This is a genomic window from Brevibacterium ammoniilyticum, assembly GCF_038429965.1.
GTDB classification, from domain to species: domain Bacteria; phylum Actinomycetota; class Actinomycetes; order Actinomycetales; family Brevibacteriaceae; genus Brevibacterium; species Brevibacterium ammoniilyticum.
On record NZ_BAABNP010000014.1, the window covers coordinates 18,156 to 33,915 of the forward strand.

Genomic DNA, 15,760 nt, shown 5'->3' on the forward strand with positions numbered 1-15,760 from the left:
TTCGTGCCGGTGCGGCTGAGCCGGCTCAGTCGCGGGTGAGGCGGCGGTGTGTGACCCGGTGGGGGCGCGCCGCTTCCTCGCCGAGGCGGTCGACCTTGTTCTTCTCGTAGGCTTCGAAGTTGCCTTCGAACCAGTACCACTGAGCCGGGTTCTCCTCGGTGCCCTCCCACGCGAGGATGTGGGTGGCGACCCGGTCGAGGAACCAGCGGTCGTGCGAGACGACCACGGCGCAGCCGGGGAATTCGAGCAGGGCGTTCTCGAGCGAGCTCAGGGTCTCGACGTCGAGGTCGTTCGTCGGCTCGTCGAGCAGGAGGAGGTTTCCGCCCTGCTTGAGGGTGAGCGCGAGGTTGAGGCGGTTGCGCTCACCGCCGGAGAGGACTCCGGCCTTCTTCTGCTGATCGGGTCCCTTGAACCCGAATGCGGAGACGTAGGCGCGCGAGGGCATCTCGACGGCGCCGACCTGGATGAAGTCGAGTCCGTCGGAGACGACCTCCCACAGGGTCTTGTCGGGGTCGATGCCGCCGCGGGACTGGTCGACGTAGGAGATCTTCACGGTCTCGCCGACCTTGAGGTCTCCCCCGTCGAGTCCTTCGAGGCCGACGATCGTCTTGAACAGCGTCGACTTGCCCACGCCGTTGGGTCCGATGACGCCGACGATGCCGTTGCGCGGCAGCGAGAAGCTCAGACCGTCGATGAGGAGTCGGCCGTCGAAGCCCTTCTCGAGGTCCTTGGCTTCGATGACGATGTCGCCGAGGCGGGGGCCGGCCGGGATCTGGATCTCTTCGAAGTCGAGCTTGCGGGTCTTCTCGGCCTCGGCAGCCATCTCCTCGTAGCGGGCGAGTCGGGCCTTCGACTTCGTCTGCTTGGCCTTCGGGTTCGAGCGCACCCATTCGAGTTCGTCCTTGAGGCGCTTGGCGAGCTTCGCGTCCTTCTTGCCCTGCACCTGGAGGCGCTCCTGCTTCTTCTCCAGGTAGGTGGAGTAGTTGCCCTCGTAGGGGTAGAGGTGCCCGCGGTCGACCTCGGCGATCCATTCGGCGACGTGGTCGAGGAAGTACCGGTCGTGGGTGATGGCGATGACGGCGCCGGGGTAGGACTTGAGGTGCTGCTCGAGCCAGAGCACGGATTCGGCGTCGAGGTGGTTCGTCGGCTCGTCGAGGAGGAGCAGGTCGGGCTTCTCGAGGAGGAGCTTGCACAGGGCGACACGGCGACGCTCACCACCGGAGAGGACGCTGACGTCGGCGTCGGGCGGCGGGCAGCGCAGGGCGTCCATGGCCTGTTCGAGCTGGGAGTCGAGGTCCCACGCGTCGGCGGCGTCGATGGCTTCCTGGAGTTTGCCCATCTCCTCCATGAGGGCGTCGAAGTCCGCATCGGGATTCGCCATCTCCTCGGAGATCTCGTTGTACCGGTCGAGCTTCGCCTTGATCTCGGCCACGCCCTCTTCGACGTTGCCGAGCACGGTCTTGTTCTCGTTGAGCGGCGGCTCCTGCATGAGGATGCCGACGGTGTATCCGGGGCTCAGCCGGGCTTCGCCGTTCGACGGCTGTTCGAGGCCGGCCATGATCTTGAGGATCGTCGACTTGCCGGCGCCGTTGGGGCCGACCATGCCGATCTTCGCCCCGGGGTAGAAGGACATCGACACGTCGTCGAGAATGACTTTGTCACCGTGCGCTTTGCGCGCCTTGTGCATGGTGTAAATGAATTCGGCCATAGTGGCCCCAGATTATCGGTTGGGCACCCCATGTGCCAATCGATCTAGCCCCCGCCGAGCGACGGCGAATCGCCGTCCGAGGAGCCGTCGGACGACCCTCCCGACGAGGAGGATCCTCCCGAGGACGACGAACCGTCGGAGGAACCTGGGCTCGGGGTCTCGGCATCGTCGCCGGTGATGTTCTCACCCGGCATGTGTCCGGCACCGTTGGAGTCGCCGTCCTCGTCGCGCTTCTCGCCCTTGGGGGCGTCGACGCCTTCGGGTCGGTCGACGTCGCCGAGGAGGCAGGCTCCGGTCGACTCGGTGGGCGGCATGAGCTCGGCGGTGGCCTTGCCCTTGCGGATCTCGCCGACCACGCAGCCCTTCTTCGTCTTCACCCCGAACACCTTCGAAGGGACTTCGTTGCCCAAGGGAGAGGCGTCGAGAGTGGCTTCGAGCTGATCGGGCTTGTAACCGGCCTCGATCATCGTGTCGAAGAACTTCTTCGTCGACGGGATCTTCTCCTCGTCGCCGGTGAGCGGTTCGACGGCCTTGAGGACCTTGTCGACCTCGGCCGCGGGCTTCTCCTGCGATTTCTTCGGCGCCGGTCCGGCGTCGTCGTCCAATCCGAGCAGGGAGCATCCCGACAGGGCGAAGGAGAGGGCTGCGACACCCAGGAGGGGAACGAGACGCATGGATCACCTCGGTGAGGACGAACACGAACGACACCACTCTAGCCGATCAGCCTCCTCGGCCGGGTCGCCTGCATCTCCATGCGGGTCGCCAGCCTGCTCGTGAGGGTCCGCACGACCGTCGCATCCGTGGACAGAGATCAGAACGGGGCGGCAGCGGCGACCGTCGCGCCCGCGATGCCGTCGTCGGACTCGTCTTCATCGTCATCAACGTCACGGGTGCCTGACCCGGTGGCGGAGAACTCGCCGCGATCGTCGGCGCGGCCGTCATCGTCGCCGCTGCGACCATCGTCGTCGCTGTGACCAGCCTCCTCACCGAATCCGGTGCGGACCTCGGAGTCCTGATCGTCGCGGTCGTCGACATCCGCGTCACCGTCGCCGCCGTAACCGGTTGTCTCCGCGTCGGTGCTGAAGCCCGGAGAGACGGTGGCCGCCGCGACCGACACTCCTTCGGTCGTCTCGAACGTCCCCGCATCGCATCCGTTCGCTCCGAACGAACCCGCGCCGGCGTGTGCGGCCGAGTCGCCGGCGATCCCGCCCCAACCCGACGATGAGTCCTCACCGGCCTGAGGAGCGGATGACTGCTTGGCCGCGTTCGGTCCCGACACCTTGACGTAGTGCGCGGTGCCGTACTTGAGGTCGGGACCGAGGTGGTCGGCGATGATCGTCGGCGCGATGCCCGAACGCTCCCCGGACTCCCATCTGCGGATGCGCAGGTGGCCCTGGACGACGACGTTCATGCCCAAGCTGACCGAGGAGCCGACGTTGCTCGCCAGCTGTCCGTAGCAGTCGACGCCGAACCACGAGGTCGTGTCGGTGACGAACTCACCGGTCTGCTTGTCCACCCGCCAGTGGTTGACGGCGAGCCGGAAGGACGCACATGGGCGTCCGGTCGGCAGGGTCCGGGCCTGTGGGGCCGTTGCGACGGTGCCGCACACGGTGATGGGGATGTTCGACATTGCTCATTCCTCGCTCTACTCTGGGTCGGCGGGGACGGTCTGGTCGCGCCCGCCAGGGGTCACTCCAGCACAGCGCGGTCGACGCAGAGCTGTCGAGGGTGCGAAAAGGCCCTGTGGACGACGGTCAAGCGTCCACAGGGCCTGAGCACACGAGTGAGCGGGCCTGTGAGGATGAGTCTCAGGCGAGGCGCTGATACGCGTCGCGGTGCGTGGCGATGACCGCGTTGACCGGCTGCAGGTACGAACTCTGCGCCGCATGCGCCACCGCTGATCGCAGGTCGGCGTCGACGGCCGCGGCGGCTTCGTCAGCGCCCTTGTTCCGCGCGTTACGGGCGCTCACCGAGGTGATGACCGATCCGAGGATGCCGAGGACGAGGACGCCGATCGTCGCCGCCCACGTCCACCACGGCATCGCACCCGGGGTGGCGAGTTCGAGGGCGGCGACGACGATGAGCCCGAGCGCCCCGATGATCGTGGCGAGGAAGAAGATGACCTGGAGGACGTTCGCCAGCGACCACCAACCGGGGGTCCGGCGTTCAATATCCACAGCTGTGACGGCCGAGTCGAGGGTGTCGGCGAGCTGATTCGTGCTCGTCCGCTCCGCCTCGGCGGCTGCGGCCTGCCATGGCCTGGGCAGGGTCGAGACGGACTCCGTGATGAGGTCGTGGGCCATGAGCCGGACCTGCGAGCTCTGCGTCTTGCTCGTCGCCGGCACTGAGGCACGGACGAGTTCGTCGCGGTTGTCACCGTGCTTGGCGCCGAGGGGGTCCGGGGCGTTGCGCTGCATCCAGGCGAGCAGCGGATAGCCGGTGCGTCGGTAGGCGCGGCGGATGTAATCGTCGTGGACGGTCTGCGCGACCGCCTCGACGCCGGCGGCCTCCGACATCGTCTCCATCAGGTGCGCAGCGCCGGGAAGCTCATCGGGGGTGGCGACCGGCTCACCGAGTTCGCCGCGGATGCGGCGCGCCATCGCCTGCATGTCCGAGAGCAGGCGCTCGGCGGCGGCCTGCTTCGAATCGAGGGTGTCGGCGAGGATCGAGCGGATCTCCGGGATCCCCTCGCGCGTCACCGCCGAGGACAGGCGCACCTCGGTGTCGGTGAGTCCGTCTTCGTTGAGCAGCTGACGCAGGTGTGCGGCGGCGGCCTTCTGCTCCTCGAGGCTGAGCTTGTCGACCTGGTTGAGGACGACGACCATGTTCGCGCTGTTCTCCGCCAGCTTCGTCAGGTACTCCGAGTGGAGGGAGAAGTCCGCGTACTTCTGCGGGTCGACGACCCAGAAGACGACGTCGACGAGGCCGACGAGGCGGTCGGATTCGACGCGGTGCTCGACGGCGGTGGAGTCGTGGTCGGGCAGGTCGAGGAGGATGAGTCCGTGCAGGCGGCGCTGGTCGTCGCCGTCGAGGGCGGACTCGCGCCATGTCCGACTGCGCGGGGGCACGGAGAGCCAGTCGAGGATCTCGGTCCCGCCGTCGCCCCACACGCAGGCCGTCGGCCGCGAGGTCGTGGGACGGCGCACGCCCACACGGGCGATGTCGAGGCCGGCGACGGCGTTGAACAGAGACGACTTGCCCGAGCCGGTGGAACCGGCGAAGGCGACCACGGTGAAGTCCTCGCCGAGGTCGAGGCGATCGTCGGCCCGCTCGAGCAGGCTCGCCGCGTCCGCGCGCACCTCGGCGCTGATCCTGTCGTCCTCGAGGGCCAGCGAATGGCGGATGCCCTCGGCGAGTCGCCTGATCTCGGACTGGGCCGAATCGTTCACAATGCCTCCTCGAGGCGGACGCCGGCGGTGCGGAGTGCTCCGGACTGCCTGGTGGGAACCGCTGTCAGTCGTAGTGCTTGGTCGAATGGGATGCGGCAGTCGCCGACGATGCCGGCCGCGGCGGTGAGGAAGCGGTCGCGGATCGAGGCGATGAGGTTGACGGCCTCCTCTTCGCCGAAGATCGTCCCGGCGAGGCTGAGTGCGACTCCGGCGCCCGAGCGGGAGGCGGCGTCGTTCGACGAGGTGTGCCGTGGGTCCCAGAAGGTCGCGTATTCGAGGACGGCGCAGACGCCGCCGACGCCGAAGGAGAGGATCCTCGCCTTCGACTTCTTCCCCTGCCCGATGTCGCGGACCAGAGCGTTGACCTCGTTCGACCAGCCGCTCACAGCGTCCTTGACCCGGTCCTCGAGTTCCGCGGAGGGATTGTGCAGCGCCGGTTCGGATTCGACGAGGGCATCTCCGGCGGGACTGCGGCGCCAGTCGTCGGCGACGACGTCGACGACGTCGACGGCCGCCTCACGCAGGGTGATCGCCGCGCTGCGGAGGATCGCGACGTGCAGGGGGGCTGCGGCATCGTGCTTGCCGGTCACCGCTGCGGAGATGCGGTCGCGCATCCGCGCCATCGTCGGCTCGAGGCCGCGGAAGAGCTGACCGGTGCCGACGAAGTCCTGCCACCGGGCGTTGACGGCGCCGTGGAGGATGCGTCCGTCGGTGACGACGGTGGCCAGTGACTCGTGGGCGGCGCGGAAGCGCTCATCGACGATCCCCGCGAGTTCGGCGTGTGCGCGCTCCTGGGATCCGGCCGCCTCGGCGAGGACCTCGACCCGACCGGGCAGGGAGCCGATGGCCCCGGTCAGGGTGCGGCGGCGGATGCGGGCGCGGGAGTCCGCCTCGGCGCTGACCTCGCGGATCCACGATTGGATCGGGTAGACCGCGGTGTGCGGGAGGAGGCCGTCCTCGAGGGGGAGCTCGGCGACGGAGAAGATCGGCGACTGGGCCAGTCCCGCCTCGGAGAGCAGATGGGAGAGATGGTGGCGGACTTCGCGGTTCGCTTCCGGGGGCACGCGGTCGAGGACGATGGCCACCGAGGTGCTCCGGTCGGCGGCCTCGCGCAGCAGGGCCCACGGGGCGGCGTCGGCGTACCGGTTGGCCGTGGTGACGAACAGCCAGAGGTCGGCGCACATGAGGATGCGTCGGGCGAGTTCGCGGTTGGATTCGGCGATCGAGTCGATGTCGGGGCAGTCGAGGATGGCCGTGCCCGGGGCGATGTCGGCGTCGGGGACGAGGACGAGGGCCGGGGTCGTCGATTCGGGATCCGAGCTGCGCGGCAGATCGCCGAGGAAGGTCTGGGCTTCGAAGTGCTTGGCGTCGGCGGGATTGTGGATGACGATCGGGTTGGCCGTCGTCGGCCGACGCACGCCGGCCGGGCTGACGGTGCGGCCGACGAGGGAGTTGACCAGGGTCGACTTCCCTGCCCCTGTCGATCCGCCGACGGCGATGAGGAAGGGAGCCGGGGCGCGGTTGATCCGCGGGAGGATGAAGTCGTCCATCTCCGAGGTCAGAGACGAAAGCAGGCGACGGCCGGCGGTCGCGTCCTCGGTCTGCAGGGTGAACCGGGTCTCGGAGAGCTTCTTCGCGATATCGCTCAGTGCTCCGCCCACCGGTGGCGTCACGGCATTTCCGCTGTCTGTCATCACGCATCCACTTTCCCTGTTTTCACAGATGAGCACCACGAGGCACGCCGTGACGAGGGACAATTGCCTGCGCACTGCGCCCCCGGCGGGGCTCGAACCCGCGACCTACCGCTTAGAAGGCGGTTGCTCTATCCGACTGAGCTACGGAGGCCCACACATCGTAACCGATGAGCTGTAGGCAGACGAAAGCGGCCCCGCACTCGCCCTGCCGGGTCTGAGACCGGGGGCGTGCGGGGCCGCGTGAAGGGGTAGGGCGTCAGTGGTCGCTGCCGGCCTTCTCCAATGCCTTGCGGATCGTGACGAGCGCGAGGATGACGACACCCGTGAGCGCGAGGAAGACCGCGAGAGCCTCGACGCCGAAGGCGACCTCGGCCGCGATCGGGACGAACCCCGCAACCATGAACCCGAGCAGGGCGATCATGGTCAGAGCAGTGGCTGTGGTGAAATATGCGGATCCATTCTTCATGGGTCATCCTCCTTCTTCCTTAAGCCGAGGATAGACCCGATTGCGATCCGCGTCACTGCCTACTGGTCGGAAATCTTTCGGCGCGCCTCGATCGCCTCTTCGAGCCGGTCGACCTTCGCCTCGATCTCGCCGTCTCGGCCCGGTCGGATGTCGGCCTTGATGACCAGTGAGATCCGGGTGCCGAAGGGCGCGACCGCCTCGGTGGCCCGCTTGACGACGTCGAAGACCTCGTCCCAGGACCCTTCGATATCGGTGAACATGCTCGTGGTGCGGTTGGGCAGCCCGGAATCGCGGACGACCTCGACGGCTGCGGCGACGGCCTCATGGACCGAACCGTCAGCGTTGTCTCCCCCGCTGGGGGCGACTGAGAATGCGAGAAGCATGGTGTGGGTCTCCTTACTGTTGTGTCATGACTGGTGTGTCGTCATCACACCGGAGCCAAGGGCTGATGCTCCCCTGGCGGCACCCCGACAGTGATGGTGTCTCCTGATCGAACGATCCCGCCGCGGGAGACGATCCCCATCACCCCGGCGCGCCGCACGACCTCACCCTCGCCGTCGCGCGAGACGACGTGGCGCAGGAGACCGGACTGCCATGAGTCGATCTGTGCGCACGGATTGCGCAGTCCGGTGAGCGTGATGACGGCGGCGCCGATCGTCAGCCGAGTGCCGACAGGGAGCCCGAGAAGGTCGAGGCCTGCCGTCGTGATGTTCTCCCCCAACTGACCCGGGCCGACGGCGAATCCTGCCTCGGCAAGCTCGTCGAAGAGTTCGGAATGGAGGAGATGGACCTGGCGCAGATTCGGAGCAGACGGCGTCCTCTCCAGGCGCGAGCGATGCTGGACGGTCACCCCCGCATGGGCATCGCCGCGCACGCCGAGACCCTCAATGAGTTCGATCGACTCCCGGACGGGCTTGGAGAAGCCGTGCTCCCCATCGCAGGCGACGCTGACGATCTGCGGAACAGCCCGCAGTTCCGACCTGGGCACGACCGGAGCGGAGCGCGTCGCACTGACGTCGCCCCGCTCCCCCGTTGTCGGGCCCATCGGTCGGGTCTCCTCGTCGACCTCGGCAGCCCGTCGGCTCCCTGGCCTCAGCCCTGTTCCGGAACGGTGATGATGAGCGAATCACCCTGCCCACCGCCGCCGCAGAGGGCAGCGACTCCGGTGCCCCCGCCTCGGCGCTGGAGTTCGAGCGCGAGGGTGAGGACGATGCGGGCGCCCGAGGCACCGATGGGGTGGCCGAGCGCGATCGCTCCGCCGTTGACGTTGACCTTCTCCGGATCGATGCCGAGGTCCTTCGTGCTCGCCAGCCCCACGGCGGCGAACGCCTCGTTGATCTCGTAGAGGTCGAACGAGTCGGCGGCCACACCTTCGGCCTCGGCGGCCTTGCGGATCGCCTGCGAAGGCTGGTGCTGCAGCGTCGAGTCGGGTCCGGCCGTCCAGCCGTGGGCGCGGATCTCGGCGAGGATCGGGGCACCGAGCTCCTCGGCCTTCTCCCGGGACATGACGACGACGGCGGCCGCGCCGTCGGAGATCTGCGAGGCGTTGCCGGCGGTGATCGCACCGTCCTTGCGGAATGCCGGACGCAGCTTCGCCATCGACTCGACCGTCGTGTCCGGGCGCACGCCCTCGTCGACGGAGACGGTGACGTCGCCCTTGCGGGTCGAGATGGTCACGGGCACGACCTCGTTCTCGAACGCGCCCTTCTCCCAGCCGGCGGCGGCCCGCTGATGCGACTGGGCGGCGAAGGCGTCCTGCTCCTCGCGGGAGAACTCGGACTCGCCCTTGTTCGCGTCCTCGGTGAGACCGCCCATGGCCTGATCGGTGAACGCGTCCCAGAGGCCGTCGTAGTCCATGTGGTCCTTGACGACGACGTCGCCGTACTTGTACCCGGCGCGGGACTTCTCGAGCAGGTGCGGGGCCAGGGTCATCGACTCCTGCCCGCCGGCGACGACGACGTCGTACTCCCCTGCCCGGACCAGCTGCGCTGCCTGGGTGATCGCATTGATGCCCGAGAGGCAGAGCTTGTTGATCGTGATCGCCGGCACGCTCATCGGGATGCCCGCCTCGGCGGCGGCCTGACGTGCCGGTCCCTGACCGAGGCCGGCCTGGAGGACCTGGCCCATGATGACGTATTCGACCTGGTCACCGGAGATGCCCGCGCGGTCGAGCGCGCCCTTGATCGCGGCGGCGCCCAGGTTGACCGCCGTCTGCGTGCCGAGTGCTCCCTGGAGCCGCCCGAACGGGGTGCGCGCACCGGAGACGATCACTGCTTCAGTCATGTTTCCTCCTCGAAGGACTGTGGCTCCGTCGAGCAGCCGCAGTCGGCGGCCGCGCACGCGGAGAGCTGTTGAGTCAAGGGTAGTCGAGGCCTCTGTGGCCTTCGTCACCGGGGTCGCCGAGGCGGCCCTCCGCAGGCCGGATTCGGACACAACACTCATCTTGAGTCCGATAGAGTAGGAAGCGCGCAGGCATGACCACATCCCCTTTGACACGACAGGAGTCAGCTTCAGTGACGCCCACCGAAGAATTCCGCACAGCGATGCGCGGGTACGAGAAGAGCGAAGTCGATTCCCGGCTGCAGCAGCTGCGGACGGAGATCGAATCCGTGCGGAAGGCGCTGTCGGATGCTCGCAGTCAGGTCATCAACGCCGATCGCGCGAAGCTTCAGATCGCCGGCGAGCTGTCCGAGGCGAAGGCTCAGCTGAAGAAGGCGGCCAATGAGAACGCCGAGGCGGCCGGTCCCCCCGGAAGCCGCATCGACCATCTGCTCAAGATCGCCGAATCCCAGGCCCGCGAGACGCTGGCTCAGGCGAACTCCGATGCCGAGACGATCCGCAACAAGGCTCGCGCCGAGGCGGCTTCGGCCCGTGCGCGCATGCACACGGAGAGCAACGACACCCTCAACAACGCGCGTTCGGAGGCCGATGCGATCATCAGCTCGGCCGAGCTGCGCGCCGAGGAGGCCGTGAAGTCCGCGGAGAAGCGCGCCGCCGAACTCAAGGCCACCGCCGAACGTGAGTCGGCACAGGCCAAGGAAGCCAACGACGCCGCGTCGAAGGACGCCCGCGAGAGCCTCGAGCACGAGCTCTCCGAACTGCGTGCCGCCGCCCAGAAGGAGGCCACCGACCTCCGCGCCGAGGCGAAGACCCAGGCCGACGAGACGATCGCCGCCGCTCAGGCCCAGGCCGACGAGCTGCTCTCCTCGGCGAAGTCGCGCGATGAGGCCTCGAAGAAGGCCGCGAACGACCTCGACGTCGAACTCGCGACCAAGCGCCAGGAGGCCGAGGCCGAGCGCAAGCAGCGCTACGACACGGCACAGGCGGAGAACAAGAAGCTCATCGAAGAGGCGCAGGAGCGCGCGGCGAAGGCCGACGCCGAGGCGAAGACCGCCGCCGAACGCGCAGAGACGACGCGCGCCGAGGCTGTGACGAAGGCCGACGAGATCATCGCGGACGGCAAGACCCGCGCGCAGACGCTCATCTCGGAGGCGCGTGCGACCGCCGAGGCGACGATCGAGGAATCGGCCGCCGAAGCCAAGCGCAACGTCGCCTCCGCACAGTCGCAGGTCGACCTGCTCACGAAGCAGCGCAAGACGATCACCGCGCAGCTCGACCAGCTGCGTTCGCTCTTCGCGATGCCCGGCGTGATGGGCGGCGAAGCGGTCGATCCCGCGAAGGCCGAAGCCGCGACGCATGCGACCGAGCAGATCGCCGACGGCGAGGCGCTGGCCGATCTCATCGCCGCCGATTCCGCCGAGGAGGATTCCGAGGCGAAGGATTCCGAGGCCGGCGCCGAGGACGCATGCTCGTCGTCCTCTGACGCGACGGCCGAGACCGAGACGGTGCAGGCTGAGACCGTGCAGGCTGAGACCGTCGAGGAAGCTGACGACGCCGAGGCGACCGATTCCGAGGATCTGCCCAACGGCGCCACGGATGCCGAGACGATCGCGATCGACGCCCAGGTCTCGGGATCGCCGAAGTCGGGAGACAGCGGTCAGGGTGCGAACCGCCCCGGTGCCAATCCCAAGGCGGCGCGCTCGCGCAACTCGCTGCGCTGACACCAGCGTCCGACTGACGTCACAGTCCGACTGACACCGGCGTCCGACTGACGCCAACGTCCGGAACGGGCCCGCTCGATCGAGCGGGCCCGTTCTGCGTCAGCGGAAGCGCTGAAAGCACCTCGTGTGCCAGTGCCTGCGCGATTCGAGTCCGATGTCGATGCCGTGCGCGGCGTCCTGCCGCCACGCGACGACGTGCGCGGTCGCCGCTGCGACCTGCTGACCGCAGCCGGGGCACACGTAGGACTTGCCGCTCGAATTCCCCGCGACGTGCTGGATCGACCATGTCCCGTCGGGCAGGTCGCGGCTCCTGCGCATGCCGCTGACGGACTCGGAGAGGTCCCGTGCGGGTGCGCTCCATTTGTTCCGGCGACGCGAGGAGTTCGATCGTGGCATAAGGGGATTCTCTCACGTAGGGTGAGACGCGTGCGTCTCGTGATAGCTGAATGCTCTGTCGATTATGCCGGTCGTCTGACCGCGCATCTGCCCCTGGCCACCCGTCTCATCATGCTCAAGTCCGACGGGTCGATCCTCATCCACTCCGACGGCGGATCGTACAAGCCGCTCAACTGGATGACTCCCCCGGCCACGGTGGCGATCGCCGAACCGACCGAGGAGCAGGCCGCGGCAGGACTGAGCGAGGTCTGGACGGTCGCGCAGGCGAAGACCGGCGACCGACTCGTCATCTCGATCACGAATGTCCTCTCCGACACCAGCCACGACCTCGGCGTCGATCCCGGGCTGGTCAAGGACGGCGTCGAAGCCCACCTCCAGGAGCTGCTCGCTGAGCACATCCACACCCTCGGCGACGGCTACAGCCTCGTCCGCCGCGAGTACATGACCGCGATCGGTCCCGTCGACATCCTCGCCCGCGACGAGGCCCAGCGTTCGGTGGCGGTGGAGATCAAACGCCGAGGCGACATCGACGGCGTCGAACAGCTCACCCGCTACCTCGAGCTGATGAATCGCGATCCGCTGCTCACTCCGGTCACCGGCGTCTTCGCCGCGCAGGAGATCAAGCCCCAGGCGCGGACGCTCGCCGAGGATCGCGGCATCCGCTGCGTCGTCCTCGACTACGACGCGCTGCGCGGCATGGACGATCCGGAGACCCGCCTGTTCTGAGCCGCTCGTTTGGTCCGCAGCGCGGATCGTGGGCCGTGCACCGCCCACGATCCGCGCTACGACCCAATCGAGCGCGGTCAGTCACCGGTCACTCCTCGCCTGCGGACCGCTTCTCTGATCTTGAGGAAGACGTCGGCCCGGAACAGGTCCCGCCAACGGATGCGGAAGACCATATAGCCCTCGTTGCGCAGCGCATACTCGCGCCGACGCTCTTGTTCGAACGCCCGATGCGGGTCCTGGCCGTCGAGATAGTACTTGCCTGCGCCGTCGAATTCGGCTAAGACCTTCGCGGCTTCGTTTCCGAAGTCGGACCGGGCAAGGAAACGACCGTGCTGGTCACGGACGACGAACTGCGGTTCGAAGCCGGGAATCGAATACTCGACGAAGCGCACAGCGCAGATCGATTCGGCCACTGTCTCTCTGCGTCCGTCGATGTTCGCCAGCATCGCGTCGATCCGGCGCCGGCCGGTGCGGACCGGATGGGCTCGGCTGTAGACGCGGAGATCCTCGAGCGCGATGAGCCCCTGATGGACAGCCGCATCGGCTGCAGCCACGGCGAAGTCCAGCGGGCAATCTCGGGCCACGTCGATCAGGGTCTGCGGGAGCGAGGTCACCGGGATCCCGCCGACCGACGTCACCGCCTCGGTGTCCAGGGACCGAAGCCTGATCACCAGGTCGGTCTGCCGGGACGGGTAGTGGGGGCTGACCGCCTCGGCGCGGACATCGCTGCGTTCGAGAAAGGGAACGGGAAGTCCGTGGACGATGAGCGCGCTCCGATGGGAGAACACTGCGTCACGCGGCAGTGCGCCGACGAAGGAACGGACGAGGATCCGCAGGTCCTCAACCCGTTTGCGCATCCCGGTCGTCTCAACGGGCAGATCGGTCGTTGCGGCCCCCGCGATCGCGGCGACGAAGCTGTGCTCGGGACGCGAACACACGCGTGTGACGACATAGTGACCGCGTCGCAGTCGGCGCAGACAGCACCCCACTGCGGAACCGACCCGGTGGAAGTCCCACCCGGCACCGTCGAAGTCGGCAGTCACCAGACACGCGAACATAATCGCAAGGATGGACGAGACTGTCTCGCCTCGCAAGGGCGTCGAGCGCACCTGTGGACAACCCTCCACTTGTGCATCGACCCTTGTGGACAGGCGTGTCGACGATCTCGTTTGGGCCTTAGCTCGTGTTGAGGGCGGTGCACGGGCCTCGATCCGAGCTGCGGCCCAAACGAGGGCGCCCGAGTGAGACGGCGGTCAGTCGAAGCTGAGCGCGTCGGCGCGGCTGACGCGCTCGATGTCGGCACCGAGCGCCCGCAGCTTCTCGACGAAGCCCTCGTACCCGCGGTCGATGTGGTCGACGCCCGAGACCTCGGTCACCCCGGCAGCCCGCAGGCCTGCGAGCACGAGGCCCGCACCGGCGCGGATGTCGGAGGCCTCCACCTCGGCGCCGGAGAGCTCCTCGACACCCGTGACGAGGGCGTGGTTGCCGTCGATGCGGACCTTCGCGCCTAGACGGGCGACCTCCTGGACGAAGCGCCAGCGGGCCTCGAAGAGGTTCTCCGAGAGCAGGCCGACCCCGTCGGAGACCGCGTTGAGGGCGATGACGAAGGGCTGGAGATCCGTCGGGAACCCCGGGAACGGCATCGTCGCGACCCGGATCGCCCGGGGACGCTTGGGCCCGATGACGCGGAAGCCGCGCCCGATCGTGCCGTCACCGAGTTCGATCTCGCCGAGGTCGTCGACCGTGGCCCCGGCATCGCGGAGTTTGATCGCGACGTTGGGCATGATCTCCAGCCCCACTCCCCTGACGGTGACGTCACCGGCGCTCAGGGCCGCGGCGAACGCATAGGTGCCCGCGACGATCCTGTCCCCGACCGTGCGATGGTCGACGGGGCGCAGCGCGGAGACACCGGTGATCGTGAGCTCGGCGGTGCCGATCCCCTCGATCTGCGCGCCCATCTCGACGAGCATGAGGCAGATGTCGACGATCTCCGGCTCCTTCGCCGCGTTCGCGATCGTCGTCGTCCCCTCCGCCAGGGTCGCGGCCATGATGAGGTTCTCGGTGGCGCCCACCGACGGGAAGTCCAGCGCGATGTCCGTGCCGGTCAGACCTGTCGGGGCCTCGGCGACGAAGTAGCCGTGGTCGAGGCGGACCTGTGCGCCGAGCGCTTCGAGACCGGCCTGGTGCATATCGAGTCCGCGGGAGCCGATCGCATCACCGCCGGGCAGCGCCACATGCGCCGCGCGCATCCGGGCGGTGAGCGGCCCGAGGACGGAGATCGAGGCCCGCATCGCGCGGACGAGTTCGTAGTCGGCCTGGATCCCCACCTCGCCGGGGACGTCGATGCTCACGGTGCCGGCCTCGGCATCGTAGTCGACGGTGCAGCCCAGCCGGCTGAGCAGCTCGACCATGATCCGCACGTCGAGGATCGCGGGCACGTTCCGGATCGTCGAACGGCCCACGGCGAGCAGAGTGGCCGCCATGAGCTTGAGCACGCTGTTCTTCGCACCGCGGACGTCCACGGTGCCGTGCAGCTGCGTGGGTCCCTTGAGTCGGAGGACTTCCATTACGTGAACCGTCCCATCGTCGGATTGAAGCCGGGGGGCGAGGATTCGAGCCACGAGGACATCGTCGACAGGGATTCGGTGTCCATCGCCAAGGACACGTTCCGGGGACGGCCGTCGGCCTTGCCGTACGAGCAGTCGACGACGACGGCGTCGGGCAGCACCGAGTACTGCTCCCCCGAGGTGGGCTTGCGCCGCACGAGGATGTCGAGATCGGCGCGCGGCAGACGGACGGCCGCGCGCCGATTGAGGGCGAAGACGGGATACCAGTCCAGCGAGGTCACGGCGAACACCGCAACGCCCAAACGCCAACGTGGGCGGGAACTGGATTCCTCGCCCACGTTGATCGAACAGTCAAAGGCACCCGACAACTTCGAGATCGACCTGCGCCGGATCGTCACCACGACGATCAGGGCAAGCGCCAGTCCCACCAGCGAAAGCAGAACGATGAGCAGGACTGAAGGGTTCACGGTTGCCAAGTGTAATTGACTGATCAGAGAAGTTCGGCCTGATCAGCCGCAATGATGACGCGATTGTTCTCGACCGAGAGGAAACCCCCGTCGGCCTGCACCCGGATGGTCTCATCCGAGGTGGTGAGAATCCGCGCCTCACCGTCGGCCACGACCCCGAGAACGGGTTCGTGACCGGGCAGGATGCCGATCTCGCCGTCCAGGGTACGGGCGATGACGCGCTTGGCCTCACCGACCCATACCTCCTGGTCGGCTGCGACGACGTTGACATCGAGGACGGCCATGG

General features: G+C 68.0%; 16 protein-coding genes and 1 tRNA gene. 2 read left to right on the forward strand and 15 right to left on the reverse strand.

Features of this window, described 5'->3' with window-relative positions; all coding sequences use genetic code 11:
- Positions 1-25 precede the first annotated feature (25 nt).
- From ettA to AAHA49_RS14705, 10 genes are all read right to left on the reverse strand, one after another.
- Positions 26-1,708: an energy-dependent translational throttle protein EttA gene (ettA, locus tag AAHA49_RS14660; protein ID WP_342038800.1), complete on the reverse strand. Its 1,683-nt coding sequence runs from the start codon at positions 1,706-1,708 to the stop codon at positions 26-28.
- A gap of 44 nt (positions 1,709-1,752) precedes the next feature.
- The gene (locus tag AAHA49_RS14665) at positions 1,753-2,382 is read right to left on the reverse strand and encodes a DUF6993 domain-containing protein (protein ID WP_342038801.1); all 630 of its coding nucleotides are present in this window, start codon (positions 2,380-2,382) and stop codon (positions 1,753-1,755) included.
- Positions 2,383-2,519: 137 nt separating this feature from the next.
- Positions 2,520-3,338, reverse strand: a complete 819-nt coding sequence (locus AAHA49_RS14670) for a single-stranded DNA-binding protein (protein ID WP_342038802.1) — start codon at positions 3,336-3,338, stop codon at positions 2,520-2,522.
- 178 nt (positions 3,339-3,516) lie between these two features.
- Positions 3,517-5,097, reverse strand: coding sequence for a GTPase (locus AAHA49_RS14675; protein ID WP_342038803.1), 1,581 nt, complete (start codon positions 5,095-5,097; stop codon positions 3,517-3,519).
- Complete coding sequence (locus AAHA49_RS14680; RefSeq protein WP_342038804.1) at positions 5,094-6,791, reverse strand: dynamin family protein; 1,698 nt, start codon at positions 6,789-6,791, stop codon at positions 5,094-5,096. Before AAHA49_RS14680 ends, AAHA49_RS14675 begins: the two co-directional genes overlap by 4 nt.
- A 77-nt stretch (positions 6,792-6,868) precedes the next feature.
- Positions 6,869-6,942, reverse strand: a tRNA-Arg gene (locus AAHA49_RS14685).
- A 105-nt stretch (positions 6,943-7,047) separates the two neighbouring features.
- Positions 7,048-7,257 carry a hypothetical protein gene (locus AAHA49_RS14690; protein ID WP_339391844.1) on the reverse strand — a complete coding sequence of 70 codons (210 nt, stop codon included), beginning with the start codon at positions 7,255-7,257 and terminating at the stop codon, positions 7,048-7,050.
- 59 nt (positions 7,258-7,316) lie between these two features.
- Complete coding sequence (locus AAHA49_RS14695) at positions 7,317-7,640, reverse strand: thiamine-binding protein (protein WP_342038805.1); 324 nt, start codon at positions 7,638-7,640, stop codon at positions 7,317-7,319.
- Positions 7,641-7,684: 44 nt separating this feature from the next.
- The gene (locus AAHA49_RS14700; RefSeq protein ID WP_342038806.1) at positions 7,685-8,302 is read right to left on the reverse strand and encodes an MOSC domain-containing protein; all 618 of its coding nucleotides are present in this window, start codon (positions 8,300-8,302) and stop codon (positions 7,685-7,687) included.
- A 47-nt stretch (positions 8,303-8,349) separates the two neighbouring features.
- Entirely contained in the window at positions 8,350-9,540 is a 1,191-nt protein-coding gene (locus AAHA49_RS14705; RefSeq protein WP_342038807.1) for an acetyl-CoA C-acetyltransferase, read from the reverse strand.
- A gap of 230 nt (positions 9,541-9,770) precedes the next feature.
- On the opposite strand from AAHA49_RS14705, the gene AAHA49_RS14710 reads away from it, so the two are divergent.
- Positions 9,771-11,318: a coiled-coil domain-containing protein gene (locus AAHA49_RS14710; protein WP_339391848.1), complete on the forward strand. Its 1,548-nt coding sequence runs from the start codon at positions 9,771-9,773 to the stop codon at positions 11,316-11,318.
- 99 nt (positions 11,319-11,417) lie between these two features.
- Here AAHA49_RS14710 and AAHA49_RS14715 read toward each other — a convergent pair whose 3' ends face one another.
- Positions 11,418-11,714 (reverse strand): hypothetical protein, encoded by a 297-nt coding sequence (locus AAHA49_RS14715; protein WP_342038808.1) that lies wholly within the window; start codon positions 11,712-11,714, stop codon positions 11,418-11,420.
- 30 nt (positions 11,715-11,744) lie between these two features.
- Between AAHA49_RS14715 and nucS the strand changes: the two genes are divergently transcribed.
- Positions 11,745-12,440, forward strand: coding sequence for an endonuclease NucS (gene nucS, locus AAHA49_RS14720; protein ID WP_342038809.1), 696 nt, complete (start codon positions 11,745-11,747; stop codon positions 12,438-12,440).
- A gap of 77 nt (positions 12,441-12,517) precedes the next feature.
- Here nucS and AAHA49_RS14725 read toward each other — a convergent pair whose 3' ends face one another.
- From AAHA49_RS14725 to AAHA49_RS14740, 4 genes are all read right to left on the reverse strand, one after another.
- Positions 12,518-13,483, reverse strand: coding sequence for a hypothetical protein (locus AAHA49_RS14725; RefSeq protein WP_339391851.1), 966 nt, complete (start codon positions 13,481-13,483; stop codon positions 12,518-12,520).
- Between the two features lie 210 nt (positions 13,484-13,693).
- Entirely contained in the window at positions 13,694-15,007 is a 1,314-nt protein-coding gene (gene murA / locus AAHA49_RS14730; protein ID WP_342038810.1) for a UDP-N-acetylglucosamine 1-carboxyvinyltransferase, read from the reverse strand.
- Positions 15,007-15,474, reverse strand: coding sequence for a DUF2550 domain-containing protein (locus tag AAHA49_RS14735; protein ID WP_339391853.1), 468 nt, complete (start codon positions 15,472-15,474; stop codon positions 15,007-15,009). Before AAHA49_RS14735 ends, murA begins: the two co-directional genes overlap by 1 nt.
- 23 nt (positions 15,475-15,497) lie before the next feature.
- Entirely contained in the window at positions 15,498-15,758 is a 261-nt protein-coding gene (locus tag AAHA49_RS14740; protein WP_342038811.1) for a F0F1 ATP synthase subunit epsilon, read from the reverse strand.
- Positions 15,759-15,760: the final 2 nt, after the last annotated feature.